30 protein-coding genes are annotated in these 26140 nt (G+C 45.9%); 19 read left to right on the top strand and 11 right to left on the bottom strand.

All coding sequences use genetic code 11. The annotated features are described in order from the left end of the window. Window positions 1–23 precede the first annotated feature (23 nt). Together H8K52_RS03360 and H8K52_RS03355 are read left to right on the top strand one after the other, a co-directional pair. Window positions 24–653 carry an ABC-type transport auxiliary lipoprotein family protein gene (locus tag H8K52_RS03360; protein ID WP_186921420.1) on the top strand — a complete coding sequence of 210 codons (630 nt, stop codon included), beginning with the start codon at window positions 24–26 and terminating at the stop codon, window positions 651–653. Between the two features lie 59 nt (window positions 654–712). Continuing rightward, complete coding sequence (locus H8K52_RS03355; RefSeq protein WP_186921418.1) at window positions 713–1840, top strand: VanZ family protein; 1128 nt, start codon at window positions 713–715, stop codon at window positions 1838–1840. Window positions 1841–1845: 5 nt separating this feature from the next. Here H8K52_RS03355 and H8K52_RS03350 read toward each other — a convergent pair whose 3' ends face one another. Continuing rightward, window positions 1846–2001 carry a hypothetical protein gene (locus H8K52_RS03350; protein WP_186921416.1) on the bottom strand — a complete coding sequence of 52 codons (156 nt, stop codon included), beginning with the start codon at window positions 1999–2001 and terminating at the stop codon, window positions 1846–1848. Window positions 2002–2070: 69 nt separating this feature from the next. On the opposite strand from H8K52_RS03350, the gene H8K52_RS03345 reads away from it, so the two are divergent. The 3 genes from H8K52_RS03345 to H8K52_RS03335 are packed head-to-tail and all read left to right on the top strand — an operon-like array spanning window position 2071 to window position 4250. Next, window positions 2071–2388, top strand: a complete 318-nt coding sequence (locus tag H8K52_RS03345) for a (2Fe-2S) ferredoxin domain-containing protein (RefSeq protein ID WP_186921414.1) — start codon at window positions 2071–2073, stop codon at window positions 2386–2388. Between the two features lie 6 nt (window positions 2389–2394). Then, entirely contained in the window at window positions 2395–3027 is a 633-nt protein-coding gene (locus H8K52_RS03340) for an alpha/beta hydrolase (RefSeq protein ID WP_186921412.1), read from the top strand. Between the two features lie 59 nt (window positions 3028–3086). Continuing rightward, window positions 3087–4250 carry a D-alanyl-D-alanine carboxypeptidase family protein gene (locus H8K52_RS03335; RefSeq protein WP_186921410.1) on the top strand — a complete coding sequence of 388 codons (1164 nt, stop codon included), beginning with the start codon at window positions 3087–3089 and terminating at the stop codon, window positions 4248–4250. A 92-nt stretch (window positions 4251–4342) separates the two neighbouring features. Here H8K52_RS03335 and H8K52_RS03330 read toward each other — a convergent pair whose 3' ends face one another. The 4 genes from H8K52_RS03330 to H8K52_RS03315 form a co-directional block, all read right to left on the bottom strand. Then, window positions 4343–4591: a hypothetical protein gene (locus H8K52_RS03330; protein WP_186921408.1), complete on the bottom strand. Its 249-nt coding sequence runs from the start codon at window positions 4589–4591 to the stop codon at window positions 4343–4345. A gap of 86 nt (window positions 4592–4677) precedes the next feature. Continuing rightward, window positions 4678–5241 carry a GDYXXLXY domain-containing protein gene (locus tag H8K52_RS03325; protein WP_222613660.1) on the bottom strand — a complete coding sequence of 188 codons (564 nt, stop codon included), beginning with the start codon at window positions 5239–5241 and terminating at the stop codon, window positions 4678–4680. Next, window positions 5234–6346: a DUF4401 domain-containing protein gene (locus H8K52_RS03320; protein WP_186921406.1), complete on the bottom strand. Its 1113-nt coding sequence runs from the start codon at window positions 6344–6346 to the stop codon at window positions 5234–5236. Before H8K52_RS03320 ends, H8K52_RS03325 begins: the two co-directional genes overlap by 8 nt. Beyond that, window positions 6343–7335 carry a DUF2157 domain-containing protein gene (locus H8K52_RS03315; protein ID WP_186921404.1) on the bottom strand — a complete coding sequence of 331 codons (993 nt, stop codon included), beginning with the start codon at window positions 7333–7335 and terminating at the stop codon, window positions 6343–6345. Before H8K52_RS03315 ends, H8K52_RS03320 begins: the two co-directional genes overlap by 4 nt. A gap of 337 nt (window positions 7336–7672) precedes the next feature. Between H8K52_RS03315 and H8K52_RS03310 the strand changes: the two genes are divergently transcribed. The 5 genes from H8K52_RS03310 to H8K52_RS03290 all read left to right on the top strand — a co-directional run bounded on the left by H8K52_RS03310 (window position 7673) and on the right by H8K52_RS03290 (window position 10442). Further along, the gene (locus tag H8K52_RS03310) at window positions 7673–7948 is read left to right on the top strand and encodes an HP0495 family protein (protein ID WP_186892673.1); all 276 of its coding nucleotides are present in this window, start codon (window positions 7673–7675) and stop codon (window positions 7946–7948) included. Window positions 7949–8072: 124 nt separating this feature from the next. Continuing rightward, a complete protein-coding gene (locus H8K52_RS03305) occupies window positions 8073–8300 on the top strand; it encodes a hypothetical protein (protein WP_186921402.1) in 228 nt (75 codons plus the stop codon). Beyond that, a complete protein-coding gene (gene lipB, locus H8K52_RS03300; RefSeq protein WP_186921400.1) occupies window positions 8297–8965 on the top strand; it encodes a lipoyl(octanoyl) transferase LipB in 669 nt (222 codons plus the stop codon). Before H8K52_RS03305 ends, lipB begins: the two co-directional genes overlap by 4 nt. A gap of 15 nt (window positions 8966–8980) precedes the next feature. Next, a complete protein-coding gene (lipA, locus tag H8K52_RS03295; protein ID WP_186921399.1) occupies window positions 8981–9967 on the top strand; it encodes a lipoyl synthase in 987 nt (328 codons plus the stop codon). Window positions 9968–10148: 181 nt separating this feature from the next. Continuing rightward, complete coding sequence (locus H8K52_RS03290) at window positions 10149–10442, top strand: hypothetical protein (protein ID WP_186921397.1); 294 nt, start codon at window positions 10149–10151, stop codon at window positions 10440–10442. A gap of 338 nt (window positions 10443–10780) precedes the next feature. On the opposite strand, the gene H8K52_RS03285 is transcribed toward H8K52_RS03290, so the two are convergent. The 3 genes from H8K52_RS03285 to H8K52_RS03275 all read right to left on the bottom strand — a co-directional run bounded on the left by H8K52_RS03285 (window position 10781) and on the right by H8K52_RS03275 (window position 11791). After that, window positions 10781–10981 carry a hypothetical protein gene (locus tag H8K52_RS03285; RefSeq protein ID WP_186921395.1) on the bottom strand — a complete coding sequence of 67 codons (201 nt, stop codon included), beginning with the start codon at window positions 10979–10981 and terminating at the stop codon, window positions 10781–10783. An 83-nt stretch (window positions 10982–11064) separates the two neighbouring features. Next, window positions 11065–11259 carry a hypothetical protein gene (locus tag H8K52_RS03280; RefSeq protein ID WP_186921393.1) on the bottom strand — a complete coding sequence of 65 codons (195 nt, stop codon included), beginning with the start codon at window positions 11257–11259 and terminating at the stop codon, window positions 11065–11067. Window positions 11260–11389: 130 nt separating this feature from the next. After that, window positions 11390–11791 carry a glutaredoxin family protein gene (locus tag H8K52_RS03275; protein WP_186921391.1) on the bottom strand — a complete coding sequence of 134 codons (402 nt, stop codon included), beginning with the start codon at window positions 11789–11791 and terminating at the stop codon, window positions 11390–11392. Window positions 11792–12305: 514 nt separating this feature from the next. Here H8K52_RS03275 and minC point away from each other — a divergent pair. The 6 genes from minC (at window position 12306) to H8K52_RS03245 (ending at window position 19390) form a co-directional block, all read left to right on the top strand. Beyond that, window positions 12306–13082, top strand: a complete 777-nt coding sequence (gene minC, locus H8K52_RS03270) for a septum site-determining protein MinC (protein ID WP_186921389.1) — start codon at window positions 12306–12308, stop codon at window positions 13080–13082. An 82-nt stretch (window positions 13083–13164) separates the two neighbouring features. Then, complete coding sequence (gene minD, locus H8K52_RS03265) at window positions 13165–13980, top strand: septum site-determining protein MinD (protein ID WP_186921387.1); 816 nt, start codon at window positions 13165–13167, stop codon at window positions 13978–13980. Window position 13981: 1 nt separating this feature from the next. Continuing rightward, the gene (gene minE / locus H8K52_RS03260; RefSeq protein ID WP_186921385.1) at window positions 13982–14248 is read left to right on the top strand and encodes a cell division topological specificity factor MinE; all 267 of its coding nucleotides are present in this window, start codon (window positions 13982–13984) and stop codon (window positions 14246–14248) included. Between the two features lie 94 nt (window positions 14249–14342). Continuing rightward, window positions 14343–15035 carry a response regulator transcription factor gene (locus H8K52_RS03255; RefSeq protein ID WP_186921383.1) on the top strand — a complete coding sequence of 231 codons (693 nt, stop codon included), beginning with the start codon at window positions 14343–14345 and terminating at the stop codon, window positions 15033–15035. A gap of 134 nt (window positions 15036–15169) precedes the next feature. After that, window positions 15170–16882 (top strand): FecR domain-containing protein, encoded by a 1713-nt coding sequence (locus H8K52_RS03250; protein WP_186921381.1) that lies wholly within the window; start codon window positions 15170–15172, stop codon window positions 16880–16882. A 45-nt stretch (window positions 16883–16927) separates the two neighbouring features. After that, window positions 16928–19390 carry a CHASE2 domain-containing protein gene (locus tag H8K52_RS03245; protein WP_186921379.1) on the top strand — a complete coding sequence of 821 codons (2463 nt, stop codon included), beginning with the start codon at window positions 16928–16930 and terminating at the stop codon, window positions 19388–19390. 47 nt (window positions 19391–19437) lie between these two features. Here H8K52_RS03245 and H8K52_RS03240 read toward each other — a convergent pair whose 3' ends face one another. The 3 genes from H8K52_RS03240 to H8K52_RS03230 all read right to left on the bottom strand — a co-directional run bounded on the left by H8K52_RS03240 (window position 19438) and on the right by H8K52_RS03230 (window position 22489). After that, complete coding sequence (locus tag H8K52_RS03240) at window positions 19438–19836, bottom strand: glutaredoxin family protein (protein WP_186921378.1); 399 nt, start codon at window positions 19834–19836, stop codon at window positions 19438–19440. A 9-nt stretch (window positions 19837–19845) separates the two neighbouring features. Beyond that, window positions 19846–22086, bottom strand: a complete 2241-nt coding sequence (locus H8K52_RS03235; protein WP_186921376.1) for a TonB-dependent receptor plug domain-containing protein — start codon at window positions 22084–22086, stop codon at window positions 19846–19848. Window positions 22087–22147: 61 nt separating this feature from the next. Then, complete coding sequence (locus H8K52_RS03230; RefSeq protein WP_186921374.1) at window positions 22148–22489, bottom strand: hypothetical protein; 342 nt, start codon at window positions 22487–22489, stop codon at window positions 22148–22150. A 622-nt stretch (window positions 22490–23111) separates the two neighbouring features. On the opposite strand from H8K52_RS03230, the gene hemA reads away from it, so the two are divergent. The 3 genes from hemA (at window position 23112) to H8K52_RS03215 (ending at window position 26037) form a co-directional block, all read left to right on the top strand. Then, window positions 23112–24386, top strand: coding sequence for a glutamyl-tRNA reductase (gene hemA / locus H8K52_RS03225; protein WP_186921372.1), 1275 nt, complete (start codon window positions 23112–23114; stop codon window positions 24384–24386). Window positions 24387–24524: 138 nt separating this feature from the next. After that, on the top strand, window positions 24525–25604 hold the full coding sequence (prfA, locus tag H8K52_RS03220) for a peptide chain release factor 1 (protein WP_186921370.1): 1080 nt from the start codon (window positions 24525–24527) through the stop codon (window positions 25602–25604). Between the two features lie 31 nt (window positions 25605–25635). Next, window positions 25636–26037: a hypothetical protein gene (locus tag H8K52_RS03215; RefSeq protein ID WP_186921368.1), complete on the top strand. Its 402-nt coding sequence runs from the start codon at window positions 25636–25638 to the stop codon at window positions 26035–26037. Window positions 26038–26140: the final 103 nt, after the last annotated feature.

Genomic DNA, 26140 nt, shown 5'->3' with positions numbered 1-26140 from the left:
TCGCTTTGGTAACAATGACACTTATGAATACTCACTACGACTCCACCATTTTGCGGCCTCGCCTGACAATCATAATCGCACTCGCAAGTCTTTTATTTGCGTGCGCCAGTCCTACGGTGCGCCAACAGTTTGATTTTGGCGGCATTGCAGTCGAGTCCGACACCAAGCTATCAACTACAAAGGTCAATCCCAAGCTCAATATTTTGCTGGCCGAAATACAAGTGCCAAGTAGTTTAGAGGGGACGGCTATGCTGTACCGACTGCAATATGACAACAGTCAAGAATTACGCCCATACGCTCAAAGTCGTTGGAGCATGCCGCCGGCTCAGTTACTCAAACAAAGAATTAAGACGCAAATCAATCAGCAAGGTGGCACGGTATTGGCTACGAGCGATGGCGTTAAAAATTTACCGATTCTTAGGCTAGAACTCGAAGAATTCGCGCAGCACTTTACTAGTACTAATCAGAGTCAGGTACAACTGCGCTGGCGCGCCAGCTTGATCAATCAGAATCAATTGCTTGCACAAAGAATTTTTCAGGCGCAAGCAAAGTGTGACAGCGCCGACGCGAAAGGTGGAGCGAAAGCGATGCCACTAGCAACAGATATGGCGATTACGGAACTTATTGGGTGGTTGCAGACTCAAGTGAAATAAGAAAAGTTCTCACCCAATTTCACTTTTAGCGCACAACCTAAAAATACGTCAACAATCGCATGACATCAAAGCCAGACCTGACTGCATCACCACTCTCCCGCGCTAGCCTAGTGGCCTACGCGGTCTTGATCGTCTATGCGAGTTTATATCCATTTTCCGATTGGCAATTCGAAAACCTTGCGGCCTTCTCAGCACAGATCTCGCAATGGCCACGCTATTGGTCGCAATTCGACGCCATCGTCAATGTCATTGGCTATATTCCTTTTGGCGTCCTGCTCGTATTTTCGCTCTATCCACTACTGAAATTACGCTGGTCTTTCTTACTCGCCTGTCTGTGTGTCGCTGGCATGAGCTTATTAATGGAAAGTATCCAGTATTTCTTGCCCAACCGTGTCACATCACTACTCGATTTACTGACCAATGCAGCGGGCGGCATCTTAGGTGCTTTGTGTGGTGTTCTGCTAGTGCCGTATGTTTTAGAAAATGGCCGCCTACAATCTTTACGCGCGCAATGGCTACAACGCGAATCCTCGCCTGAGTTGGTGGTACTAGGTTTATGGCCACTCGCCCAAATTTTTCCGCAGGCCTTCTTATTTGGACACGGCCAAATTTTGCCCATCATCTCGCTATGGTGCGAAGAATATTTAGATGTCACCATTGACCTCAGTGCCTATCTCCGTCATGGCATCGAGTTGAGTCCCGAAACCTATTTATTGTCGGAAACCATTATTACTGCCTGTGCCTGCACGGGAGCCATTTTGATTTGTCTGTCTTTACTCAATCGACATGCGCCAAAATTCGCGCTCGCTTGTTTATTATTGATCGCTGCTCTCGCAGTCAAGGCTTTATCGAGTGCGTTAATGTTTCAGCCCGAAAATGCATTTCTTTGGCTAGCACCAGGTGCTAAGGGGGGTATCCTAATCAGCACGATCATGCTATATGGGTTCTCCTTTGCCCCCAGTCACGCACAACGACGACTTGCGGTGCTGTTATTGTGCATCAGTCTACTGATGGTGAATTTAATCCCTAGCAACCCCTATTTTTTAAACACCTTACAAACCATGGTGCAAGGGAAAATGTTGAATTTTTACGGCGCGGCACAATTTCTGTCTGTCACTTGGCCTTTCCTTGCGATTTGGTATTTACTGAAACATCAACGAGCCAATCACATTACACGAACGACTTGAACACATTATATTTGACGAGAAATGGTATGCTCAATTCCTCCGTCTTGCGCCGCGTTTGGCATCCACAATCGTCGGCTTTCAAAAATCGCATGCTTTTGCCAGTGGCCTTCAAGCGGCTTAGGCTTTTCCCAAGCATTCGCTATTTCAATTCGATGTATCATAGCGGCTTCCGTTCATCTACCACGCGAAACTAGCTGCCTTAGCTTAATTCGCATAAATGAAAAAATCTCATGTCTGACACTCTACATTTTCAAAAACACGTCTTCTTCTGTCTGAACGACCGTGACGATGGCCGTCAGTGTTGCGCCAAAAGTGGCGCGCAAGCCGCGCAAGAACATGCTAAGCGTCGCATCAAGCAACTTGATATGAATGGAGCCGGCAAAATTCGCATCAATAAAGCAGGCTGCCTTGATCGTTGTGAACAAGGCCCAGTGTTGGTGGTCTATCCTCAAGGTACTTGGTACACCTATGTTGATCAAAGCGACATCGATGAAATTATTGATGTCGATCTGATTGGTGGTGGCGTGGTCGAACGTCTCAAAGTATAAAGACCCATGAATATTCACACCGAACAATTTCTTATTCCTGGCAATGCTGGGCAACTCCAATGCGCAGTGAATCATCCTGATCCTGATTTGTTTCCCGCACCAACTGGTTTAGCGCTCGTAGCGCATCCGCATCCGCTATTTGGTGGCACGATGGAAAACAAAGTTGCGCAAACACTGGCGCGCACGTTTGTCTCGCTCGGGTATGTCACGGTACGTATGAATTTTCGTGGTGTCGGGCAATCTGAAGGCGTACACGATGCCGGTATCGGTGAAACTGACGATATGGAAACGCTGTTGCAACACATGCGCCAACGTTATCCTGATCTGCCCTTGGTACTAAGTGGATTTTCTTTTGGTACTTTCGTGCAATCACGCTTGCACCAACGCCTGTCCACCGCTGGTATTCCTGTGCAAAGACTGGTTCTTGTGGGGGCTGCTGCGGGTAAATGGGCGATGCCAGATATTCCAGCCGACACGATTTTAATCCACGGCGAACTAGACGATACGATTCCACTACAAGCTGTGTTTGACTGGCTCCGTCCGCAAGACATTCCGGTGGTGGTGATTCCTGGTGCCGATCATTTCTTCCATCGTCGCTTGCCCCATATTAAAAAAATTATCAGCGATTTGTGGACGTAGACCGCGCCACTTTTTCTACGACTTTTTTGTTTTTAACTTTTATTTTTGTTTTACATCCAATGAAAAAATTCTTGTCTTCTCTGTTTTCCTCGCTCATAGTCGTTGTCGCAGCATGCAGTGGCACCGCTCAAGCACAAACGCTACCTAAACCACTGGTGGATGCTAAATCCTGGGTATTGTTAGATGCGACCAGCAATCAAGTCATCAATTCTGACAATGCGACTTTGCAGATTGAACCAGCATCGCTGACCAAAATTATGACCGCGTATTTGGTGTTCAATGCATTGAAAGAGAAGCGCTTAGATTTGAATCAACAAATCACAGTCTCCACACGTGCTTGGAAAGTCGATGCAAGCAGCTCAAAAATGTTTATCGATCCAGCGACGCCCGTTAACATTGGCGATCTCTTATTTGGCTTGATTGTTCAATCCGGCAATGATGCTTCTGTGGCCTTGGCTGAAGCGGTGGCTGGCAGTGAAGATGCCTTCGTGGTACAGATGAATCGCGAAGCCGCCCGCCTCGGCATGAAAGCAACGCGCTACGCCAATTCACACGGCTTACCTAGTCCAGATAATTTTTCTACAGCGTTTGATTTAGCAATCCTTGCGTCACGCTTGATCACCGATCACCCAGAATATTACAAAACTTACTACTCAACGAAGAGCTTCACCTATAACAAAATCACCCAAGCAAATCGCAACCGTTTGTTGTGGTTAGATCCAACTGTAGACGGTATGAAAACCGGACATACGGAAGCGGCTGGTTATTGCTTAATTTCTTCTGCGATTCGTCCGAATGGTACTGGTCAACGGCGTTTAATTTCAGTCGTCACTGGGACAAAAAGCGATCAAATCCGGGCGCAGGAAAGTTTAAAATTGCTCAACTGGGGATACTTAAATTTTGACACAGTCAAACTGTATGACAAGGCGCAAGCGATAGAAACTCTGGATGTCTGGAAAGGCAGTCAAGGTAAAATCAAGGTCGGTTTTAACCAAGATCTGTATGTCACTTTACCAAAAGGCAGCGCTGCCAGATTAAAACCCGCCTTAGAACGTAAAGACCCACTAGTTGCGCCTATTGCTCTGAACAGCCGTGTTGGAACCATGAAGATGATGTTAGATGGAAAGTCCGTTGCTGAGTTTCCCGTTTTAGCTTTAGAAGATGTACGTCAAGCCAGTATTTTTGGACGTGCCTGGGATTCTATTCGTCTCTTGTTTAAATAATTTTCGACGACGAAAAAAATCAAAAGCCCGCGATTACATCAAGTAATTGCGGGCTTTTTCTTCTCATTGCTTCCCTAGTGCTTACTTAGCGCTTATTTAGACGCCGCTTCCTGATCCAACACCGACTTTGCCAACTTAGGCATAAATGCCACAATCCCCAGCCATGAAATAAACTGCAAACCCGTACGCAGTGCTGCGAAACACAATGCGAACACCAGCATTTGTGCCAAGGTCTCCAACCCTCCAATTCCGGCTGCGCTCACCAACAAATAAGCGCCATATCCAGAGATAAATGTGATGGGGAACATAAACCACCATTGTCTTTGCAAATTTTTAGGCATCATTTTTCCTCAAGTAAAATCTACGCCATCATACAAGAATTTGCCGCTAGGTTTTCGCTTCATACCAAAGTCGTGACTGTCTATTTTTATCGTTCAGCTTGCTTTTGCAAAAGCATGTAATCAGCAGAGTGCATGGAGCTTAGCAACATGTCCCCATTGCCAGCGACACGAAAACCGCCGTAACGCGCTTTATCGTAAAGATGGGCTTGTCCTTCTTCAAAGAAAAAAGCATTCGTCGCAAACTTGATTTGGGAATTGCGTATCCGGTAGCGCATCAAGAGTTCATTTGGTGCAAGTACTTCACCGGGCTTTGCTATCCTTTGAAAATGCGCGACCTGATTCTGATCAATATTTACAACTAAAGCCCCGTCAGGGATATTTGCTTTTACCCCATCAATCGCGCGCTGGTTTCCCCATTGAAAATTGGGGAAAGCCTGATTCGCCACTTGAAAACGTAGCGCCATATAATCGCCCTGCATCAAGGAGCGTGGATCTACCGGTGCTAATTCAAGCAAGACAAAACGGCCATGTTGAAGCAATTGTTCACGTTGATAAATCGATATATTGACGGCGACTAAAATCAAGATCCCAGACAAAATTGCCAACCAGACTCTGATTTTGCTGCTCAGACTAAATGTAGTCTTAATCATACGCGGACTCCTTCTCCACATTGTTTGTCGCCGAAAGAGCCTCTGGAAAAAGCCTACAAAGGACGAAACGCGTTGCCAGCAACAACAATCCCAAACTCATCAAGACGATCGATTTGTATAACAAGCTCACCTGTAGTTGATAATAGTAGTGCGACACAAAACTTAATAGTGCGAATAAACCGACACCGAGCAAAACTCGATCAGAAAAACTATACGCAATCAGAATCAACAGTAGCGCGCTGCTTAAACCAGGAGCCACATAAGAAAATCCACATAAAATAATTGCGGCCAATAATCCTACTATTGCGGGTAAGGAGTTCAAAGCGAAATGCTGTCTTTGAATAACAATGACAGTGGAAGCTAGCAGCGCTAAATTTACTAAGCTAGTACCGACGCGCCACCCATGTAACAGCCACCATCCGTGGTTGGGATCAAATGCCAATCGGCTGATAAAACGTCCACCTTCTGTACATAACAGGGCAAACCCTAAAGCATAAGCCACTGGACGAAGTAACTCTGGCTTACGCAATAAAATCGGCGACCACCACAAGCCACAAACTGCCAATGCGACCAAGCCATGTATCACCCCAAACATCGCGGATTGTTGGAAGAAAAAATAGGCTGAGAATACCGCACCTAATGTCGTCAAAAAACGATGAATCCAGTTCGACACATAGACAGTCAAAAACACTTCAAATACGAAGATCACCAAATAGACTTCAGCACCATCACTACGCAATTCCTGAAACAAACCAAATACAAAAAATCCTTGCCCAGCCAGGCTCACCGCCAACGCAAACTGCAACAAGAAATCATTATTTCCAGGTAAGCGGAACAACAGATAAGCAAGCGTGCAAAGCCCAGCGCCGATACAAACCGTAACGATGCCATGATCTTTAGCGAGGCTGAATAATATGCCGACAAAGCCCATCAAAAATAAAGCGCCTAGCCAACCAGAAAAGCCTAGCATGACTCGAATATACCAAGGCTGGCTGATACTGTGCACAGGATCAGGTGCGGGCATCTCGCCTTCCACTATGTTTGCTTGCAAGAGGCTTGTCCAAAGCGCCAATGGCGACAGCGACCGAGGTTTTGAAGTGTTCATGACTGCATCTCCTTCATCATGGTCTTTAGCCAGATGCCGCCTAAAGCTGAAGAGCCGATAATCATCAAACCCACGAACAAGAATCTAGCCGCATCGCTATGACTTAATACCTCGCGCGCTAACCAGGCATTAACCGTAATAATTAAACTCAAAACCAATCCTGCCAACACAAACAAGTCTTTCACTTTTCTCCGATAAACCCAGAAAGTAAGGGATGCCCATACGAGGTAACTGATCATCGCAAGCAAATTTGCCGACGAGCCTATTTGACGATATCGATCACCATCGCTAAAAATCGCTTCTAGCATTAATATCGTCGCCAACACCCCGACCACCGTCGCGACCACTCGCGCCGACCAACGCTCCTGCAAGTGCTGCACGCCACGCCAACGCAACCATTCCCAAGCCGCTAAGGCGATTGCATTGAGTATCAACATTGCCCAAAGTTGATTGCTTGAACTAAATACCAGACCGAAAAACCCGCCGAAAGTCTGGAAATATAAAAGTACACTCAGATTCACTAAGCCCAACCAAAATAGATACATCGCGCTTAATTGGGCAAGCATCATCCATACCAAAGAAGCAATCGCCCATGCGCGGAACAACTCGTAAGTATCGGCTCCTGTTTGGTAAGTTTGTCCGACCAGTGCCAACAATCCTCCCGTAAAAAGACTGGCCAATAACAAACTCGCCTTACCTGCGATATTCTCCAAGCCTAGCTTCCAGCAAGCCATCAAGGCAATGAGCACAGCGGCTTCGGCTAAGCCAAATTTCGCAAATCGCCCCATCGTTTGCCAGTTGTAAGCTAAAAAGAAAATCAACGATGCGCCAAGCGCGATCGCGCCACACCATAGCAACATCTGATCAATAAATCTGCGCCATTGGGCAGCTTCTGGTTGTATACCTGCCAGGTTCAGCGCAACGACTTCGCTGCCGACTTTCACTCGGCCCTGCGCTATCCAATCTAATACTTTGTTTGGCTGTTCCATCGCATCTCCCTACAAAAGAAAACAGTGCAACAATAATAACATCCTATATATTGAACTAGTCGAGCACAAACGACAAAGTGGCAAGATTTGCCGCCCTAAGGTGCGCAAGCTGCGACCGTTAAAGAAGACCGCCTGCCTGCGCTCAAAGTCACAAGTGTTTTACATCTGATCGTCTAAACAAAACTTGCAGTCTGGCAGATAGGGGTTCAAACTATTGTTTTTGGCGGAAAAGTCCCCATTTAGGCATGAGAAACAGGTAAAACCGCAATTTTCATCGCTATTTAGCGTAAATCCTGTTAATTCTCCCACTCAGCTTGCCTTTTTAAAAAGTTTTATCATGCACGAAATCAAACCCGAAGACAGCCTTATTGAATACCCTTGTGACTTCCCTATCAAAGTGATGGGTGTGATGCAAGACTCGTTTGCTCAAACGATCGTCGAAGTCGTGATGATTCACGATCCAACCTTTCATGCGGGCAAACTGGAAATGCGTCCGTCCAGCAAAGGCAATTATCTGGCGTTGACAGTCACCATACGCGCGATTCACCGCGAGCAACTCGATAATTTGTATCGCGATTTATCGGCGCACCCTATGGTGAAGATGGTGTTATAAGCACAAACAAAGCACGCACAATTTACTGAATCAGAATACCGCAACAGGTTTCGCGCTCAGTATCGCTTGACCACACTGTGCTTTGACCAATCGCACCGATACTTCTTAAAAATTCCTGATCGCTATGCAAGCATTACAATCCATCGTAGACAAACAAAAGGTCGGTGCCCGCTTTGTTATTTCGGCACCGATGCTGGGCTTAGACCCCGTGGCATTTGATCGTCTAGCACAGTCATGGATTGCGACAGGTGGCCCGGGTTTTGAGTTGGATGGCATTCCATTTCGCAAAGTGATCGATGGTCAATTTTTCATTCAACGCGTCACCGTCAAACGATTGGCGCAACAAGCATGATTGAGACAACAACGAATCCGCTGGCAATCACCATCCGCCAGCGTGGACAAGAAGACTACCAATCAAGCTTCACAGCAATGCGCGCCTTTACTGATGCCCGCACTGCCGAAACACCTGATGAATTGTGGATCGTAGAACACCCACCCGTGTTTACGTTGGGCCTCGGTGCAGATCATTCGCACGTGTTGGCGCCGCATGACATTCCCGTGATTCAAACCGATCGTGGTGGCGAAGTGACATTTCATGGTCCCGGCCAAGTCGTGATTTATCTTTTGATCGATCTCAAACGTCGTCACACTAAAGGGCGTTTATTCGCTCGCGAATTCGTCCATCAAATCGAACAAGCGGTGATCGACACCCTAGCAGCGTATAATATTGCTGGTGAACGAATTGCCGGAGCACCTGGGATTTACCTGAAGCAAGGTGAATGGCAAGGTGCAAAAATTGCCGCACTAGGATTAAAGGTACGCGCGAATGGCTGTACTTATCACGGTGTATCTCTGAACGTGGCGATGGATTTACAGCCATTTTCTTGGATTAATCCTTGTGGCTATGAGGGACTTGCCACGATTGACATGCGAACGCTGCAAGTACAAGTCCCTCTAGAACAGGTACAAACCGCGTTAGCACAACGTTTACAACATTTATTGACCGTCGCCGAATGAGCCACGAATTGAGCTATGACTACAGAAAACACCACACTCGCCACCGATAACATCAATTACGACCCAACAGAAAAACAAAAGGGTGCGAGCAAGACTTCCCGTATTCCTATCAAAATCGTACCAGCTGAACGCTTACCAAAACCTGACTGGATCCGCGTTAAAGCGGGTTCACCAACCACACGCTTCTACGAAATCAAAGACATTCTACGTGCCAACAAATTGGTAACGGTTTGCGAAGAAGCCACTTGTCCGAATATCGGTGAATGTTTCGGCAAAGGCACCGCGACTTTCATGATTATGGGTGACAAGTGCACACGTCGTTGCCCATTCTGCGACGTTGGTCACGGCCGCCCAGATCCACTCGATGTTAATGAACCTTTCAATTTAGCGAAGACGATTGCTGAATTACGTTTAAGTTATGTGGTCATCACTTCGGTTGATCGCGACGACTTACGCGATGGCGGCGCGGCCCACTTCGCTGAATGCATCACTAAAATCCGCGAATTGTCACCATTGACACGCATCGAAATTCTGACCCCAGATTTCCGTGGCCGCATGGATCGCGCTTTAGAAATTCTCAACATGGCACCGCCAGACGTGATGAATCACAATCTAGAAACCGCACCACGCCTTTACAAGGAAGCACGTCCAGGTTCTGACTACGAATATTCTTTGAATTTGTTAAAGCGTTTCAAAGAACAACATCCGAATGTCCCAACCAAATCCGGCATCATGGTTGGCCTAGGTGAAACAGACGAAGAAATCCTGCAAGTGATGCGCGACATGCGTGCTCACAATGTCGACATGCTCACCATTGGTCAATACTTAGCACCAAGCGGTCACCACTTACCTGTGCGTCGTTACGTGCATCCTGACGTATTCAAGATGTTCGAAGAAGAGGCCTACAAAATGGGCTTTGCCCATGCCGCTGTTGGGGCGATGGTTCGATCGTCTTACCATGCTGACCAACAGGCACATGGAGTCGGTACAGACACTCGATAACTAGTAGCATTTTAACCAATCGAAACGGCATGTCTTCACAAGGATATGCCGTTTTTTATTGCCCAAACCCAATAGAAAAATATTTCTGATATGCAAGCTATTGTTTTTTAAGGATATTTCTAAAGTTTTCCTAATAAATTACCGTTATTACCCTATCGCTTTACTCCAACCGCTCGAAATCATGCTACCGCTGCAACTAACTCGCATTTTTGATTATCAACAACCCGCTGCAGACCCGCTTCGGAACGATAACGTGCGCAACACCGTCGGTAACGATAAGGAAAGTACGAGTTCACCAACCAATCCAACCATAGACGATCGCCGTAAGTTGACTGATCGGCGTTCGTTGGAACGACGTGAAAAGCAGCAAGCGACGTTTCTCAACACCAGAAAAATGCAAGGCCGTCGCCGCTCCGATGGACGACGAGTTGATGACAACAGAAGTCAATATCGTCCGATTTCGCTTCAAGGTTAATGTGAAATTCGCCGACAACGAGCTGTCTTTTTACATGTAAAACGATGTACCGACTTCGCGAAGCACGCCATTTATACATCGTTAACATTTGCTAACACACAAGAAAACCCGCTCTTCATATACTCTTAAAAACGTATCGATAGATTTGATGTAATTCTTTTTCGGGTTGCATAGTGGGCATAAAACCTGCTTAGACATGTATCTTCAGAATCTATTGCATTCAGGACTTAGGAGAGGGTAGATGGCACTCACACAAATTTTTAATTCACTTGCAAAATTCTCAGGGATGCTCAGTCCTTTGGCCAAGAACTCACCCGAGATAGAACAGCAAGGTCCGGTCAAACTGCATGAAACGTGGCCGCAAATAGAGAGACGTCAAGCAACAGACCGCCGTTTGCAAGAAAGGCGTCATACTCATTGCCAACCATACATGGACACAAGGAAAAGCCATGGTCGGCGTCGCAGCCTTGGCCGACGTAAAACGGATCAACTAAGCGAATTGCCATTTTAATCACTGACAAGACAATAAAAAATGCCATTCAAATTAATCTTGAATGGCATTTCTATAAGGAAACGGAAACCGAATATTTATTGCATCCTTCGAATTCACTCCAGATCCATACTACCAGAGCATGCAATCCGGAATACAAGAAACGCGATTGTCATCGCACTCGGCTTTAGGCGTACCAGATGCAATGCAAGCCTTATATTCTGCGGCACATTTTGCTTTGCAGTAGGAGTAACTTGGACCAGCTGCATATGCCATCGAAGTTCCCATACCTAAAGCCAACAAAAACAAAACCATTTTCTTTTTCATTGTAAGTCTCCAATATAACGATCAATTTTTATGACAGCGAGAGCAAAAACAAACGATGAGTGAATGTCGCCGCATCATTCCCCATCTTGAAATTAGCGCATGGATGTGAAATACGCGATGACCACAGACCCTATTTTTTAGCTTTTGGCAAAGTCAGAGCCGCAAGTGCGGCTTCAATCTGTGCCTGATTAAAGCCCTCGATACGTCGATTGCCGATGATGATCAGCGGGACACCTTCACCACCTAACTTCTGAAATTCTTGTCTGGCCTTATCCAATTTTTCGATATCAAAATCTGCGAATTGAATTTTTTGTGACGAGAATAAATCTCGCGTCTTAATACAGAACGGGCAGCTTTGCGTGCCATATACGATGACTTTTGTATCAGGATTCGGGAAATATTGTGCATAATCCCCCTCGGTGTATGGCGCTTTCAGCCATCTTGGCAAATTAATCGCGGCATAGCCAATCACTAAGCCGGCAGCCATCACTAGAACATACGACAAGAAAATTTTGACTTTATTTAAAAACATGAATTTCCAATCCTTAATTTTTGACGACGCGAAATAATATCGAAAGATCATATCAATTAAAAACCATAGGTCAGGATATTTTTTTAAAATTATTTTTTTAGTTGCTTTAATGAGAAATTAGATTGATTACAAATAAAAAAATGAGGAGACTAATGCATTTTTTCTTGTGTTAACTATATAGTTTTCCCTCTTTCAGCACACTCTTCTACTTCCTCGTACTATTTTGTGCGCAGTTTTTTTGCTAAGTGGGCAATCAATTGGTAGGATGGAGGCTTCATGAAATTTCTATGGTTTTTCGCGTAATTTCCCTATTTTTTTCAAGAATATATCGGTTTACAAAGCAAATTTGACACGCCTTTATGAATGAGTACACGACTTAAGCTAAATGAATTCTGCGAATCAATCAATATGATGATAAAGCGGTTTCACGTAAGCCTTTAAGTCGTATCTCAATCAAAATTTTTATCATGAGCCACTTTTTATGGCATTTTTTTATTTCTGATTGATCTGCACTATGCAAAATAGTCTGACCCGCAAACCCATAGAAATCAAAATATCCACGGTTGTGGCAGTTGCGCTCATTTTGAATGATGCAAACATAGCCACCTTGGAAAACGCATTGAAAGAAATGACCGGTGGCACACCGGATTTTTTCGACGATGAATTTGCCATTATTGACGTTGAAAATATTGCTTTTGAATCCATCGACTGGATAGGGCTCATCACGTTATTCAAGGCATGTGGCTTAAATGCAGTTGCTGTGCGTAACGCCAACGAAGATCAACATGCGGCAATTCGCGCTCATGGATTGAGTATTGACATCGTTAATAAGGTCAAGCCAGAGTTACCAACAGACTTGGAAATTTCGCCTGCAAGCGAAACGTTAACCTCCCCAGTAGTACCAGAAACCGTAGCACCGATGCCTCAGGCAATGCCTGCCGCGCTTGAGCATATTCCGGCAATGATCGTCGATACCCCTGTACGCGCGGGTCAGCGTATTTATGCACGAGGCTGTGATTTGATTATTACTGCATCGGTCAACAATGGCGCTGAAGTCATCGCTGATGGCAGTATTCATATCTATGCACCATTGCGAGGCCGTGCCTTAGCGGGAGCGCGTGGAAATACTAATGCACGTATTTACACCACCAGCATGGAAGCGGAGTTGGTCTCCATCGCAGGGATCTACCAAACTTTTGATGCAGGCTTCCCCAAACTAACGGCGAACCACCCGGTACAAATCAAACTAGTGGGTGACAGTATTGAAGTATCATCTATTAAATCAGCTTAGTTTTCGTATAGTTTGAACGTCATTTAAGCTTCATATATCCATATTATTTCAGTTATTTTCTAGCTCAACAAAGGAGTACCCTGTGGCAAGAATCATCGTTGTGACATCTGGTAAAGGCGGTGTAGGCAAGACCACATCGAGTGCGAGTTTCGCGTCCGGCCTAGCGCTGCGCGGACATAAAACAGCCGTCCTCGATTTTGACGTTGGTCTGCGTAATCTCGATTTGATCATGGGCTGCGAACGCCGTGTGGTGTACGATCTGGTCAATGTCATCAGTGGCGAAGCCACTTTGAATCAAGCACTGATTAAAGATAAACATTGCGACAATCTCTATATCCTGCCAGCTTCACAAACACGTGATAAAGACGCCTTGACTGAGGATGGTGTTGAACGCGTTTTGAACGATTTGATCAAAATGGATTTTGAATACATCGTCTGCGACTCACCAGCCGGAATTGAACGTGGCGCGGTAATGGCATTAACTTTCGCAGATGAAGCGATTGTCGTCACGAATCCAGAAGTGTCTTCCGTGCGCGACTCGGATCGTATATTGGGCATTATCCAAGCCAAATCCAAACGCGCCCAAGCCGGTGGCGAACCAGTCAAAGAACATTTGCTGATTACTCGCTATTCTCCCAAACGTGTCGATGCTGGCGAAATGCTGTCTTACACAGACGTACAAGAAATTCTACGCATTCCCTTGATCGGTGTGATTCCAGAATCAGAAGCCGTCTTACATGCTTCCAATCATGGCAATCCAGCCATTCATGTCAAAGGCAGTGATGTTTCAGAAGCGTATACCGATGTGGTGGCGCGTTTCTTAGGTGAGCAACCACCATTACGTTTCGTTGACTACGAAAAGCCAGGTTTGCTGCAACGTATTTTCGGAGGTAAGTAACATGGCTTTGCTTGATTTTTTGTTTAAATCTCAACCAAAAAGCGCCAGTGCGGCCAAAGAACGCTTGCAGATCATCATCGCTCGCGAACGCAATGGCGGCCGAGAAGGTTATGATTTTTTACCTGCGTTACGTGAAGAGCTGATTGCAGTGATTTCCAAATACACCAAGGTAAATCCTGATGACATTAAAGTGTCTTTAGACAAACAAGGCAATTTGGAAGTGTTGGATGTGAATGTGATTCTGCCCGATGCAGAATCACGTAATTAAAAAAATAATTAGCAAACTGATGGGCCAGATTTTTATCATGCCCATCAAGTTTTTTTGTTTTCGATCGTAACCAAGTTTTTTTACCCAAGAATCTATGCGAATTGCCATACTGGATGATGATCAGAATTTACTCGACCTGACGGTCGCCACTTTGACTGAGGCCAATCACGTTTGCCATCCATTTACCAGTGGCAAAGCCATGTTGCATCAACTGCATCGTGAAAGCTATGATCTGTTGATTCTCGACTGGCAAGTACCCGATCTGAGCGGTACCGAAATTTTGCACTGGGTTCGTGAAAAATTATCCGCCACCCTGCCTGTCTTGTTTATGACTAGCCGCTCTGGAGAAGATGATATCGTTGCCGGCTTAGCGGCTGGTGCTGATGATTACATGATTAAACCTATTCGTCGTGCGGAATTAATTGCACGCGTAAACGCCTTACTGCGCCGGGCTTATCCTACCCAAACTGCGAGCGAAATCATCACCTTTGGCAGCTATGAATTTGAAGTACGTGCCAGTCGTGCCAAACTCAATGGCGAGGCCATCGAGCTAACGCAAAAAGAATTCGATCTTGCGCTGTTGTTATTCCAAAATCTCGGACGTCCATTATCACGTGCCTACATCTTAGAAGCCGTCTGGTCGCGTGACATCGAAATTCCTTCACGTACCATGGATACCCATATTTCCAGAGTTCGTAGCAAACTCGATTTGCGTCCAGAAAATGGCTTTCGACTAGCGCCTGTGTACAGCTATGGCTATCGCCTAGAACAACTCGCAAAAGAGTAAGCAATGCGTGCCGCTACGATACCAGTGTCGGCACTTTCTTTTGCACCCGCTCTTGGCTCCCTCAAGGCCGCTCAAGCCTGGATTCAATCTATCAAGTCATGGTTAAATCTGATCACCTTTCGCAGGAGAGACGCATGCTTCATTCACCTTTATCCGACACCCGTACATCAATGACCTTCAAACTCATCTGTTCACTAGCACTATTTCTTATCCTAGCCTTAGGTCAAAGCAGCGCCGCGGAAAAACTCAAAGGTGCACCGGGCAGCATTAAAATCGATGCCGCTGGGATTACGTACTATGCACAGGAACGCGACACCTTGATCACGATCGCTAAACAATTTACAGCGAGCACGAACAATTGGGAAGCATTAGGGAAATTAAATCAAATTGGCAATGATAGGGCCATCCCAATCGGCTACGGCATCCTGATTCCCGTCGAGCTCTTAGTCGAAGAAGCCAGTCAGGCCACCGTTGTCGCTCTCGCGGGTAATGTGAAAGCGATTCAAGCCGGGTCTACTGAAACCAATCTGGCGGTAGGCAGCATCGTCTACGAAGGCAATCAAATCAACACTGAGAAAAACAGCTTCGTTACCTTTGCCCTGCCAGATGATTCACGGGTCTCCGTGCCTTCAAATAGCCAAGTGAGCCTAAGTAAATTACGCATGACGAAGTATGTCAAAAGTCCGCGCACGCTGATCAAGTTAGTACAAGGCCGAGTCGAGTCGCGCGTCAGTCCATTGAACAACAATAAAGGTCGCTTTGAAGTTAGTTCACCACTGGCTATCGCAGGTGTTCGCGGCACACATTTCCGTGTCGGCGTGAACGACAATGGAATTGCCAATGAAGTCTTGGAAGGCGGCGTCGCCGTCGGCAACAAAGAAAAACCCAATGCTATCGTGCTACCAGCGGGACAAGGCAATATCGTCAGTAGCGCTGGCGTCGGTAAGGCTATCGATCTATTACCCGCCCCAAGTTTGCTTGATGGATTTCAACTGCAGGAACGCCCTAGCCTACAATTCGCCATCAATCCGGTGCCCAACGCAATCTCTTACCGCGCACAAATCGCGAAAGACGCCAATGTGCAAAACGTCATCGCAGAAAACATGGGGCAAGATCTACGCTTTAAATTCGATGGCATAAGCGATGGTCAATATTTTATTCGTATCACCGCCATCGATAAAAATCAGTTAGAAGGCATTCCTTCTACGACAGCTTTCACCTTAAAAGCGCGTCCTGAACCGCCATTTTTGCTGCATCCAAAACACAAAGTCCGTGCCACGAATGTCGATTTTAAATGGACGCAATCAAGCGAAGCAAAGTCTTATCATTTACAAGTCGCGACCGATGCCACTTTCAAACAGATCGTGCTTGACCAAGCCAATATTGATGCGGCAGAGTTCTCCACTGGAGCGCTTGGCATTCATCAATACTTCTGGAGAGTCGCTTCCGTCATCGAAAAAAATGGAGTAGTGGATCAAGGTCCTTATTCACCTGTGCAGAGTTTTAATGTATTACCACCACAGAGCATGAATACCTTTGCCGACAATGGCGAAAACCAGATCAATTTCTCCTGGCCAGCCGAACCGGGACAAAGTTTCTTAGTGCAGCTCTCTTCAGATGCTGACTTTAAAAAACTCTTACTGAGTAAGGAACTTGATCAGCCTAATTTAACCATTCCACGCCCAGAGGCTGGCACTTACTACATCCGTGTGCGCGCCACTGACGCAGATCGCATTATCGGGAGTTTTTCCAAACCACAAAAGTTCGACATCGTCCTTCGCTGGACCACGAGTAGCGGCGAACCACTTAATTCTGGCAGTGGCGCAGTGCAACCCAACAAACAATAATCCTACGGGAAGCGTGACTGGACACCAGCAGCATCGATAGAATTTATGTTCAATACCAAGCGAAAAACCACCCGCAAGGAATCTATTCAAGGCAAGCAGATTGCCTTGCGTGAGTGGCTGGTGCTCGCACTGTTTTTATTGGGGTTGGCGACACTCCTGATCACAACGGATAGTCTACAACGCCTCGACCAAAGTGCTTACGACCAGCTTTTACGCACACAAAGTCACCCGGCACGTGAAGACATTATCATTGTTGCGATTGATGATTTCAGCCTCAATGAGTTAGGAAAATGGCCGTGGTCACGAGCCCGCCACGCCCAGCTGATTGAGCAAATCAATCTGTCAAAACCACGCGCTATCGGCGTGGATATCTTATTTTCTGAGGCAGAATCCGCACGGCAGCCAACCGAAACTACCAACGCTGATGGCGACCAATTACTCGCGTCGGCGCTGAACAACAGCAAGGTCGTATTACCCTTAATTTCCATGAACGCAGGTGCTGGCTTACAGGCAGTTGCCCCTATTCCTGCGCTGGCCAATCAAGCTGACGCTCTGGGACATATTCATATTGAATTAGACGTCGATGGTGTCGCTCGCAGCGTATTTTTGCGTGAGGGTACACAAGGACAATGGTGGCCACATTTCGCGCTGGCTCTATATACAATTGGGCAAGCTAAGCCTCTCGCGATTGCGGACCTAAAAACTTTTCCCGGCACGGTGGCGAATCAGGCTACTAGTACAACAGAAAAAGGCATCTGGCATCGCGACTTTCAGATGCACATTCCCTATTATGGAAGTAGCGGTCATTTCAGCTCCGTTCCCTATGTGTCGGTTCTTCGTGGTGAAGTGCCCACAGACTTCTTTCGCGATAAATACGTTTTAGTCGGCCCAACCGCACAAGGCATGGCCGATGCATTCCCTACACCAGTGACCTCCAATGACGGTGCCTTATCAGGCATCGAAATCAACGCCAATATTCTCGCCAGTTTGCTAGATGGCCGCTCTATCATCAAGGCTAGCCTATGGCAAACCACCGCCGCGAGCTTGCTCACTGTATTGCTTGCCTTACTCAGCTTTCTATTTTTCTCGCCACGTGTTGCGCTACTTACCGTCATTACCCTAATTTCTGGTGCCCTGATCGCTAGCGTGGTCCTACTCCACTTTGGTTTTTGGCTACCACCAGCCAGCAGCGTCATGGTGCTGCTAGTCGCCTATCCTTTATGGAGTTGGCGCAGACTAGAAGCAGCAATCGGATTCTTGGGTGAAGAATTCATCTTACTCGACCAAGAACCACATTTATTGCCAGAGTTCAATCCTGACATGACATTGGCAAATGGCAGTCAAGCGCCTATCAAACGCGCCATTGAAGATAAATTAGAACGTCATATTAACGCCATGCAAGCAGCAGCAAGGCGGGTACGAGATCTGCGTCAGTTCGTTACCGATAGTTTAACCAGCTTACCCGACGCTACCATGGTCACCACAACCGATGGCAATGTCGTACTCACCAATCCCAGCGCTATCGAGTATTTCAAAAGCATAGGAATGCCGCATGTGATCGACACATTGGTCCCATATCTTTTCTCCAACATGAGTCACCCGCACACAGTCTACACCAGTGAACGCGATAGCTTTAGCTGGTGGCATATTCTGGATCTTAAACAAAGCGATATTTTGATGAGAGGCGTCGAAGTTCTCGACCCCAAAGGACGGGATTTAATCATCAAAAGTGCACCTTGCTATTCAGGAAAAAAAGTCTTGATCGGTTGGATTATCAGCATCATTGATATTTCAGACATTCGTCAGGCAGAACGCCGTCGCGATGAGACACTGCACTTCATTTCGCACGATATGCGGGCACCACAGGCATCGATTTTGGCCTTAATCGAATTGCAGAAAAATACTAAAACAGCCATTCTTCACGAGGACTTCTTAAGCCGCATCGAAAAAGCATCCAACACCACGCTGAGTTTGGCAGATAGTTTTGTTCAACTCGCGCACGCCGAATCGAATGAATATCGTTACAGCGAATTGGATTTCCAAGACATCTTGATCGATGCCACCGAAGAAATGTGGACGCTCGCCAAAGCAAAACGCATACAGCTCGTCACCAACATTCCTGAAGGCGATTATCCAGTACGGGTGGATCGCAGCTTAATGACGCGAGTACTGACCAATCTCTTATCGAATGCGATCAAATATAGCCCTACCGATACCATCGTCACCTGTACTTTAGCGTTCGAAACAAAAAATCTGAACGACATCATTGTCTGTTGCATACAAGATCAAGGCTATGGCATCGCCCGCTCTGATCAAAGTCGCTTATTCCAACGATTCCAAAGATTAGGCTATGGAAAATCCGCAGAACAAATCAAAAATGACGGCATAGGCTTGGGCATGGTGTTTGTCAAAACCGTCATTGACCGCCATTTTGCGCAGATCGGTTTTACCAGCGTGCCAGGAGAAGGGACTTGTTTTAAGATCGACATTCCGGCACACAATAGTTAAAAATGCGTAAATTTTTCAACAAGCGCATTCCCACTGATTCAGATTATCTATTTAGACTTCACCGACGCTATCAATTTGAGATAAGCCTCTTTATCAAAACCTACGATCAATTTGTCCTCACTTACAAAAACAGGAACGGCTTTTTCGCCCAAGGTTTTGTAGGCAACTTCCGCGACTTTAGACTTATCTACGACTAAATCATTAAACAGAATCCCCGCCTCGTTCAAAAAACGACGCGCCGTATCACAGTGAGGGCATGTAGAAGTGCCATATAAGGTAAGTGCGTAAGTTTGCGACTTAACATGCTGTGAGTAATCACCATTTTTGAATGGCCCTTTTACCATTGAATACCATCTCGGTAGTTGCGCGCCCAACCAAATAGCCAAAGCAATAGTCGCTAATAATACTACGCCATCTCTAAGCCAAATTTTTACCTTACCTTGCATAATCTCTCTCTACAATTTTATCTCTACACGCACACTTAGCTGCGTATAACTGGTTTTCTCGGATTGTCTTTGTATGAATTTTTGACCTGAATTTCCCTCGAAGATATACTCTTTTATGCCGTACTTAGTAGGCGCAAACAGATTGTTTAAACTCATGATCCACTTCATCGTTTTGCTGGCCGTCCATGTCGCATTCGCACTGTAAGAGGCGTGTCTCGATTCGTAAGTTTTTTGGACTAGATTATTGCGTATCCAGTCACCAGGCAGCCAGTTCGCATCGACATTGATTTTCAAAGGTACGCCGGTCACATCGTAAGTCATGCCCAATTTGGCGCGCCACGGTGTTTGGCCTTCGAGATGGTTATATGGTGCAGGCAAATTACTCACGACAGAATGCGCGCGGCCAACACTACCTCTAACCTCTATCTTCGGTGCTGTTTGCCACGCGTCACGCAAGGCCAATGTCCAATCAACACTAGCACCAACAATCTGCGCATCACCTATATTGACCGGACGACTCACATACCGTGGCAGCGTTGACCAGGCAACCGTTTCAAGTGAAATTGCTCGCCCAAACTGCTGCTCTATCTGTCTTGCATAGACTTCAAAACCAATTTGACTATCGTCACTCAATCCATGTTCGTAACTTAAATTGAGTGCCAAGGCGCGCTCCGCTTGCAAGCCTGGATTGCCGGCACTATCAGTTGTGTCGAGCGAATTTTGAGGGCACACCAAGTAAGAAGAACACGGGGCAAGCACATTCACATTGGGTCGCAACATCAAACTACTTGCATAGGGGGCTTTAAAACTTTTGGCCAAAGACAATCGAAATTGTCGTTTGATATCGCCCGGGACCTTTTTAGAAAAATGAAACGTCGGCGACCATACCCGATAATGCGCTCGACTGACTAAAGGTCCCTCGCGAATATCAGAGGCACTATCCTCACCTGACATGCCCGCATTGAAAGCGGTAGTTTTATTCATGCGCCATTCGTCTTGTATAAATAAACGAAGCGCCGCATTATCTAAACGATTAGCGGCACCAAACTGAGCCAGACTCACATCAGGCCGGCCATTGAGCCAATAATGATTAGTAGAATTTTGCACTTTCTTCGTCCAATTCAAGCCTGTAGTAAGTTCGTGTCCACCTTCCATACTCTGTACATAATTGACGTTGAGGCGATAGGTGTTCGTGTCTGTATTGTCTTCACTCAGGGAATGACTAGTCATCGGGGACGGGGCATTTAGCCTATTGCGGCTATCGGAGCTGGTTAAAACTTGATTGCGACTTGCACTTACATCGACTTTTAGTTGACCATCCTCTCCAACTTGGCGACTCCAGGATAGTGGTGCGCTGAGCATCAATAATTTTGTATTTGAATTCCCGAGGATTTGCCACAGTGTCCCATTTGCATAATAACGATCCTCCTCATTTTGAGTATCTAATTTTAGATAGTTCGCGCTAGGATTAAACGACAGCGTATTTTCGGTATTAAATCGATACGCGAAATTCGATTCAATGCTCAATCCTTCAAGGATGTTTTCAGTTCGCCCTTGGCCTTGAAATTGCGCTGGCGCTTTTTGCTCGCTATCTCCTTCGTTTTGCACAAAGACGAAAGGGTTCTTATCATGTCTCCGATCGACGGAAACCGATAATCTCGACTGCCATGGGCTATCCAGACTCGCTTCGTTAATCGACCAAGCACCATTTACCCCATAAGCACCAGCCGCGTCTTTCACGCCAGCAGAGACTTGCTGAGACTTGGTGCGCGCTATCTTCCTTGTAATGATATTAATCGACCCAGCGATCCCAAAGGGTCCGGTCTGAGCGGTCGCAGACTTAATAATTTCTATTCGTTCGATTTCAGACAAATCCATGTCCAAAGGATTTCTACCGACTGGATTTTGACCATTTAATAGAATCTGGGTGTAGCCAGGCAAACCCAACAAACCAATTTGCCCATCTTTACCGACGGTCACGGCGGGCTCACGTTTGAGCATTTCCGCCGCATTTTGTAAACCACTTTCTGCGATTCTTTGACGTCCAATAATGAGCTTACCGGCAGCGAAATCACGACTGGCGGCAATGTCTGTTTGTGCTGCATTAATGGTGACTTTTTGAGGCTCGATTTTATCTGCCCTTTTATCAATAGTATTGTCGGCGCTCTTTTGAGTAGCGGTGGAAAGATTCTGGCTCCATGCTGGTGTGCAACACAGTAGCAAGCCACAAATTACATTCAATTTACGCACAGATATTTCTCACTCTTTCCTTGGACTGCCGTCGTATCAACGTATGCATAAAAAAGACTCATTACTTAATTAAGCGATCACACAGTTTGTTGGCTAGCGCGTCTATATTTTCCGAGAACTTCACCATTTCTACCTTCTTCTTTTCCTCTAACAATTTTCGCTTATCAGGATCGGTCGCGGTTTCCAAGTCCTGAATGAGTTGAAGTAATTCCTTACTAGCTTGGGCTGAGATATCGACCGGATCGCTAAATTTCTCCTTAAACATCTTGACACATTCTTTTCGCGTTTTTGGCTTCGGCACTTCGTCTTGTGAACTCACCTTAGCGACAGATGTTCCCCCGATGACAAAAATAAAACTTACAATAACTAGTTTGAGCGGACAAAAATAAATAAAAGTTTTCATAAAATTCTTTAAATTAAGACTACTCTATTGCCATACAAAAGTCTTTCAACCTATCTGTCGAGACTAACGAAGGTTTAATCGTCACGTTTAGCAACCAAGCGCAGTTTCACGATCAATGATTCAGATCGTGAAATCACACAAGTCAATTGCAATACTTTATCAATTGCAAATTACTCTAGCTGTTAAGGATTCGGAGGGAAAAGTTCGCGGCAAAAATCGTAGCATGGAATAAAACTCCCGCCAGCTTCTTTGCACGCTTCAACACATTCTACCCACTGTGGTGCCATCGCGAACGATGCACTCATCGATGCAAAAAACAAAAGTGTGGCAAAACAAATCTTCTTACTCAATTTACTTTTCATAATAGTCTCCAATAAGTTCGTTTCTGGCAAAATGCCTGCATGTTACAATATATGCTAGCAACGATGCTACATATTAGTAAATTCACTTACTTCAATTAAATAAAATAAATTAAATAAAAAGTTGCATTTAGAAAAATCCGTTATACATGCTTTGATAATCTTCGTTTCCTCAGCATATTAATTTAAAGCAAGAAGCCCTAAGCGATGATGAAGGATGAGGCGAGTCGCGCTATAATGGCGCCCTCCAACCAAATAATCCTATGCAACTACTCGCCGTCGGCCTCAATCACACGACTGCCCCTGTCTCTTTACGAGAGAAGGTGGCGTTCTCTCCTGAGCAAATTTCTCAGGCAGTGGTAGGCGCGCGCTCGTGGTTTGCACGTAACGGATCGACTCAGGCATCAGAGACAGCGGTCTTATCGACATGCAATCGTACTGAACTATACGCGGTTGCCGATGTAGACAATCCTATCGATATGACTGCGCATTTTTTGGCAGATTTTCATAAGTTGCCTTACGCAGATTTACGCCACCATCTCTACACCCTACCGCAAGACAATGCAGTGCGTCACGCCTTCCGCGTGGCTTCTGGTTTAGATTCTATGGTCTTAGGTGAACCGCAGATTCTCGGGCAGATGAAAGAAGCGGTACGTCAAGCTGACGAAGCGGGTGGACTCGGCACTTATTTGCATCAATTGTTTCAACGTACCTTTGCGGTGGCGAAAGAAGTCCGTTCGACGACAGAAATTGGAGCACATAGTGTTTCTATGGCGGCAGCGGCAGTACGTTTATCACAACGCATTTTCGACAAAATTGCGGATCAAAAAGTGCTGTTTATCGGCGCAGGTGAAATGATAGAACTGTGCGCAACGCATTTTGCTGCACAAAATCCTAAGAACATTACGATTGCCAATCGCACCTTAGAACGTGGTGAAACACTCGCCAATCGTTTTGGCGGCAAAGCGATTCGTCTGGCTGAGTTGCCGAATTGCTTACATGAATTCGACATCATCATTTCTTGCACAGCATCTTCACTACCCATCATCGGTCTCGGTTTAGTAGAACGAGCAATTAAGACACGCAAACATCGCCCAATTTTCATGGTCGACCTAGCCGTACCACGTGATATAGAATCCGAAGTCGCACAACTCGACGACGTGTTTTTGTACACTGTTGATGATCTAGCCAGCGTAGTGCAAAGCGGTTTAGAAAATCGTCATGCAGCAGTGGCGCAAGCAGAAGCGATTATTGAGACCCGGGTGCAATCGTTTATGCATTGGGTTGATGGTCGTCATGTAGTACCGGTCATCCAAGATTTGCACGAAACCAGTGAACAAGTACGCCAACACGAATTAGAACGCGCCCGTAAAATGCTGGCACGCGGCGATGATATAGAAGCGGTGTTAGAAGCTTTGTCTAAAGGCATCACAGCCAAATTCTTGCACGGTCCACAGCAAGCTTTGCATCAAGCGCAAGGCGAAGAACGCGCGCATCTGGTGCGCCTGCTGCCACAATTATTCCGCACTAAGCGTTAGCTACCTCAAGCTTTCTGAGCATGCACGATACCAACTGCATGCCTCGTCGTCACGACGACTTCCCCCGATTTAATTATTCATGGCTCAACGACATTCAAGAATATCGAGAGCCACTACAGCATAAAGCGAAATAAAATCATGAAACCATCGATGCTACATAAACTCGATCAACTCTCAGAACGTCTGGTCGAGGTTGGTCAATTACTGGTACAAGAAGGTGTCACCAATGATATGGACACCTATCGCAAACTCAATCGCGAACATGCGGAATTAGAGCCTTTGGTCGCGCTGTATCACAACTATCAACAAGCGCAGAGTGACATCGTCGAAGCGCAAGAGATGTTGAACGATCCCGATATGAAGGACTTTGCACAAGAAGAAATTCAAGCAGGCAAAGATCGCATCGAAGCCTTGCAACGCGAACTGCAAACCATGTTGTTACCGAAAGATCCTAACGATGAACGCAATATTTTGTTAGAAATTCGTGCCGGTACAGGTGGTGACGAAGCCGGTTTGTTTGCAGGTGATTTATTGCGCATGTACACCCGCTTTGCCGAACGCAATCGCTGGCAAATCGAAGTGATGTCCGAATCACCTTCCGAGCTTGGCGGCTATAAAGAGGTCATTATTCGCATCGCTGGTTTTGGTGCGTATTCCAAACTCAAATTTGAATCGGGCGGACATCGTGTTCAACGCGTACCGGCGACAGAAACCCAAGGCCGTATTCACACCTCGGCGTGTACCGTAGCGGTGATGCCTGAAGCCGATGAACTCACCGACGTAGTGATCAACAATGCCGATCTGCGCATCGATACCTTCCGCGCCTCAGGTGCCGGTGGTCAGCATATTAATAAGACCGATTCCGCAGTACGTTTAACCCACATCCCAACCGGCATCGTGGTCGAATGCCAAGATGGTCGCAGCCAACATCAAAACAAAGCGCAAGCCATGCGCGTATTAGCGACCCGCATCATGGACGGTCAATTGCGCAAGAAACAAGCAGAAGAAGCAGCGACCCGTAAGAGTTTGATCGGTTCTGGCGACCGCAGCGAACGTATCCGTACTTACAACTACCCACAGGGCCGCATGACGGATCACAGGATCAACCTGACCTTGTACAAACTCGATTTCATTATGGATGGAGATCTGACCGAACTGACCAATGCGCTGGTGGCTGAGCATCAGGCTGAGTTGTTGGCTAGTTTGGGGGATGATTAATCTAAGTTGTCTCTTTCAAGGAGAAAGGTGAATGCGCCATTTTCTACTTGCATCAACAAATAACGCCGATGAAAAGAACTTTAACTCAATGGAAGCCTTGAGTGAAGCTTGCGAAGAATTCTTTGTCGTCACATTGTCAAACAACAAGGAACTCGAACTGTTATTTGATTTGCTTGGCATCGACAATTCTCAAGAAAAGTTTCTATTGAATAGCGAGGACTTCATAAGTGTTATTGATATCTCTAAGTCTAAACTCCCAGAATTAGATTTAACTGAGTTCGATAAGCTTTATGACACTTGGCTAAAAATATCTGGTCGCGAATCAACCATGGATGAATATGGGCAGTTAGTTTTCTTACAAAGCCAAGCAAAAGAATGGAATCAGATGACATACAAATTTGTGCTTAGTGAAAAGCAGAAAACTGAAAAATAAGGACGTTTCGCTAACCCTATTCTCTCCATCTAATTTAATCTAAAAAAACGCAGATAGAAACAAAGGTTCCTATCTGCGTTTTTAATTTCGCTAGCCGAAAAGA

Source organism: Affinundibacterium seohonense (genome assembly GCF_014284305.1).
GTDB classification, from domain to species: Bacteria; Pseudomonadota; Gammaproteobacteria; order Burkholderiales; family Burkholderiaceae_D; genus Undibacterium; species Undibacterium seohonense.
The sequence above is the reverse complement of the archived record's forward strand: the minus strand, read 5'-3'. Positions and strand labels throughout refer to the sequence as shown.